Origin of the sequence: Sphingomonas sp. (assembly GCF_035555815.1) — a bacterium.
In the GTDB taxonomy this organism is placed as follows: Bacteria; Pseudomonadota; Alphaproteobacteria; order Sphingomonadales; family Sphingomonadaceae; genus Sphingomonas.
In genome coordinates, this window is the sequence record NZ_DATMGG010000109.1 from 1 (window position 1) to 3,732 (window position 3,732).

The window sequence follows — 3,732 nt, forward strand, 5'->3', positions numbered from 1 at the left end:
TATTACGTCCCCGGATCAGGGGTGGGGCAGGCGATGCAGGCGGCGGCGGACCTGTACGGCCCGGCGGCGCGGATCGGCGTGGTCGGGCTGGGGACGGGGACGCTCGCCTGCTATGCCCGACCCGGCCAGCACTGGCGCTTCTTCGAGATCGATCCGGCGGTGGTGCGGATCGCCCGTGACACCGGGCAGTTCCACTTCCTCGCCAACTGCCTGCCAAGCCCGACCATCGTCATCGGCGATGCGCGGATGCGGTTGACGCAGCAGGCGCCGGCCAGCCTCGACCTGCTCGCGCTCGACGCCTTTTCCTCGGATGCGGTGCCGATGCACCTGATGACGCGCGAGGCGTTCGCCACCTACGCCCGCGCGCTCAGCCCCAGGGGGTTGCTGCTGGTCCATATCTCCAACCGCTTCCTCGATCTGGAGCCGGTAGTCGCGGCGGCGGCGGCGGATGGCGGATGGTTCGCCGCCCGGCTCAACTATGCGCCCGGCCCCGGTGAGGGAGAACATGCGACGGTATCCGACTGGGTGGCGCTCAGTCGCGACCGCGCCGCGCTGTCACGGTTGACGGCGCGGGCGGGTGATTGGGTGCCACTGGAGCCCCGCAAGGGCTTCCAGCCGTGGACCGACGACTATGCGACGATCCTGCCGCTGCTGCGCAGTTTGGAACCTTAACGGTCGAGCAGCGCCGACAGGCGGGCGGTGACCTCGTCCTGCCGATCGGCCTCGGCACTGGCGCGCGCGATCGCGGCGTCGAGCGCGGGATAGGGCGGCGCGCCGCTTTCGGACCGGGTGATCGCCAGCGCGGTCAGATCGGCGACGGCAGCGTCGGTCGCGGCACGGGCGCTGCCGAGGTCGCTGAGCGCGCCCTGCGCCTCCAGCCACGCATCGCTGCCTCCCGGCGCCTTCGCGGCGCGCGCGGCGAGCGATTCGGCGCTGGATTCGGTTGCGGCAAAGGCCTGGATGCTGGCGGCGATCGCCGCGACGTGGCGGGCGATGTCGGCATCGAGCGCGGCGTCGGGGGCAACCGGTGCGGGCACGACCTGCGGCTCGACATCGCTGCGGCTTTCGATCGGGCGGGGCAGCAGCGACGGTGCGTCGGCGGTTGCCCCGGCACAGCCGGACAGCAGGAGCAGGGGAGCGAGGCTTCGCATCGGGCGTCCCGCCACTCCCTGCAAAATCCGGCCATGGAAAAAATGGCGCGCCCGGAACGATTCGAACGTCCGACCCTCAGATTCGTAGTCTGATGCTCTATCCAGCTGAGCTACGGGCGCGTTGGAAGCGGCGACATAGAAGCGGCTTCCGGATTGCGCAACCCCAGAGTTGGGTTCGGCGTCGCATAATTGCGGTTCGGCTTTGCCGGTCCGGGGCCTAAAGTCCCTCACCGCCTACCCAATGCGCGTTGGACAGCCGGCGGGCGAGCGCCCAGGTCTGGGTGCGGATGTCGGGTACGGCGACGATTTCCCAGAACGCACCCCGCGTCATCGGCCCCAGCGCGTGGAGCCAGTCGCTCGGTTTCCCGTCCGCGCGGATCACCGCGGCGGTGCCGTCGACGTCGATTCCCAACCGCGCCGCATCGGGCCGGATCAGGCCGCGCTGGAGCAATTTGCGCAGCAAAGGCTCTTGCGTGCGGGTCAGGTCGCCCTGTGGGCCGATCGCATTGACGATGCGGCGGACATGCAGCGTTTCGTGCGTGTCGCTGCCGCGCGGACGCCAGCGGACGTCGACGCCGTCGCCGGCCGGCACGAACCGGTCGGGCTTGCCGGCGCGGACCCCGAGTTGCCCGCTCGCCAGCAGCGCCTGGAGACGCGCATAGACTTCGGGCGCCAGCCGGTGGCGGTGGACGTCCCACCACGGCCGCAGGTGGCGCAGGAAGCGATTGCGCTCGGCGACGGTGGCGTTGGCCCACATATCCTGCGTGAACGGGCGCAGTTCATCGACCGCGTTGCGCCAGCCGATCGAGTCGCCGCGTTCGCGCACCTGATGGAGCAGCGCAGATGCCGACAGTTTCGGCCGCTCGTCGATCTTGCGCCAGCTCGTCCCGGCGCCCTCATGCGGGCGGGGCAGCAGCCCGCGGCGCGACAGCGCGACGATGCGCCCCTTGAAGCCGTTCGCCTCCAGCAGCAGCGCGACGTCGATCATCGTCAGCCCGGCGCCGACGATCAGTACGGTATCGTCGTCGTTCAGCCCCATCGGCACGCGCGGATCCCACGGATCGCCGATGTAGCGGTCGCCCGGCAGCGTCGCCGGATCGAGCCCCGGCGGATCGTGCGGCGGCAGGTTTCCGACCGCCAGCACGGCGGCATTCGCCTCGATCCGGAGGCCGTCGGCCAGCGTGGCGGTCGCGCGGCCATCGTGGCGCAGATCGGTGACGTCGCCATGGACGATCGTCAGCCGTTCGGGCGCCGCCGCGCGGGCCGCGTCGAGCTGCTCGCTCAGATAGGCGCCATAGGTCACGCGCGGGATGAAGGCGGTGTCCGGATCGGCAATCCCGCGCGCCGCCAGCCAGCGCGCGAAATGCTGCGGATCGTCGGGCAACGCGCTCATGTTGCCGGCGCGGACGTTGAGGACGTGGCTGGGATGGGCGGCGCCATAGGCCAGCCCCTTGCCGATGCTCGGCCCGCGTTCGATCAGCGTCGCGCGCGGGCCGTCGTGGCGCAGCAGGTTGATCGCCTGAAGCGACCCCGAAAAGCCGCCTCCGATGATGAGAACATGCTCGATCACGTCGGCGCGATCAGATCTCGTATTCCGGTCGCCAGTTCGGCTCGTCATAGGCGGGGCGGCGTACGCCCGGCTGGCGCGCGACCATTTCCGAATAGAGCCGCTTGACGGCGGTGCTGCCGGTCCGGGTGAAGAAATTGGGGAGCACGGCATGGACGAAACAGGCGAGGCCGCCCGTCACCATCGTCCAGCCAAAGCGCGAGGCGACACCGAAATGCTCGGCATAGGTCTCATCGACGCTTTGCGGGTGTTCGACGAACCAGCGATGAAAAAGATTGGCCATGGCGGCACAGTAACGCGCCACGCCCCGCTTTGGAACCGTCAGCGATGCGCCGGGTCGAGCGAATCGAGAATGCGCCCGCCGGCCATGAACACCGCGATCGGGCATACCGCGAACAGCAGCCACCCGCCAAAGCCGGGATATTGGTGGAGATAATGGACACCGCGCTCCACCGCGCCGTTGCCCAGCCCGAAGATCACCAGATACGCCTCGAACTTGGTCTTGATGATGAACAGGTTGCGAACACGACGCCACATGCCGAAAGGTTAAGCAAGGATCGGGCCGATGGCGGAAATGGCGGATTCCGCGTTAATGAACATGGTTACCTGTCAATTAACCCGACAGGCCGATCGCAGCAGTGCGGGCGGATTCAGAGGCTGTCGGCGAGTCCCAGCGCGGTCACCAGCGCATCGCGCGCGCGCTCGATCCGCGCGATCAGAGCGGGGTCGGCGATCTGGTCGTGGGGGATGGCTTCTGGCCAATGTTCCGCGATCACCGCCGCGATCGTGTCGAGCCGCGCGTCGTCGACCAGAAAGCGCGGATCGACCGTGGCGGGGTCGGCGACCACGCGCAGCCGCAGACAGGCAGGGCCGCCGCCGTTGGCCATCGATTCGCGTACGTCGACCACCTCGATCCGCCGGATCGGGCCGTTGCCGGCGACATGCTCGGTCAGCCACGCCCACACGCTGGGCGTGTCGCGGGCTTCGGACGGCACGACCAGCGCCATGCCGCCA

General features: G+C 69.2%; 6 protein-coding genes and 1 tRNA gene. 1 reads left to right on the forward strand and 6 read right to left on the reverse strand.

Features of this window, described 5'->3' with window-relative positions; all coding sequences use genetic code 11:
• Nucleotides 1–672 (forward strand): fused MFS/spermidine synthase (locus VNR91_RS06045; protein ID WP_325489873.1); only part of this gene is annotated, 672 nt, incomplete at its 5' end.
• Here VNR91_RS06045 and VNR91_RS06050 read toward each other — a convergent pair.
• The 6 genes from VNR91_RS06050 to VNR91_RS06075 all read right to left on the reverse strand — a co-directional run.
• Nucleotides 669–1,151, reverse strand: coding sequence for a hypothetical protein (locus tag VNR91_RS06050; RefSeq protein ID WP_325489874.1), 483 nt, complete (start codon nucleotides 1,149–1,151; stop codon nucleotides 669–671). The two genes, VNR91_RS06045 and VNR91_RS06050, sit on opposite strands and share 4 nt — an antisense overlap.
• 43 nt (nucleotides 1,152–1,194) lie before the next feature.
• Nucleotides 1,195–1,271 (reverse strand) — tRNA-Arg (locus VNR91_RS06055).
• 97 nt (nucleotides 1,272–1,368) lie between these two features.
• The gene (locus tag VNR91_RS06060; RefSeq protein ID WP_325489875.1) at nucleotides 1,369–2,721 is read right to left on the reverse strand and encodes an FAD/NAD(P)-binding protein; all 1,353 of its coding nucleotides are present in this window, start codon (nucleotides 2,719–2,721) and stop codon (nucleotides 1,369–1,371) included.
• Between the two features lie 10 nt (nucleotides 2,722–2,731).
• Nucleotides 2,732–3,001 carry a DUF6356 family protein gene (locus tag VNR91_RS06065; protein ID WP_325489876.1) on the reverse strand — a complete coding sequence of 90 codons (270 nt, stop codon included), beginning with the start codon at nucleotides 2,999–3,001 and terminating at the stop codon, nucleotides 2,732–2,734.
• 38 nt (nucleotides 3,002–3,039) lie between these two features.
• Entirely contained in the window at nucleotides 3,040–3,255 is a 216-nt protein-coding gene (locus VNR91_RS06070; protein ID WP_325489877.1) for a hypothetical protein, read from the reverse strand.
• A 113-nt stretch (nucleotides 3,256–3,368) separates the two neighbouring features.
• A partial coding sequence (locus tag VNR91_RS06075; protein ID WP_325489878.1) for an N-succinylarginine dihydrolase occupies nucleotides 3,369–3,732 on the reverse strand: 364 nt, incomplete at its 5' end.

Bases quoted from the DNA above. Each gene is read 5' to 3' on its own strand.
- VNR91_RS06065 (WP_325489876.1), bottom strand. From the start codon at position 3,001: ATGGCCAATCTTTTTCATCGCTGGTTCGTCGAACACCCGCAAAGCGTC.
- VNR91_RS06050 (WP_325489874.1), bottom strand. From the start codon at position 1,151: ATGCGAAGCCTCGCTCCCCTGCTCCTGCTGTCCGGCTGTGCCGGGGCA.
- VNR91_RS06070 (WP_325489877.1), bottom strand. From the start codon at position 3,255: ATGTGGCGTCGTGTTCGCAACCTGTTCATCATCAAGACCAAGTTCGAG.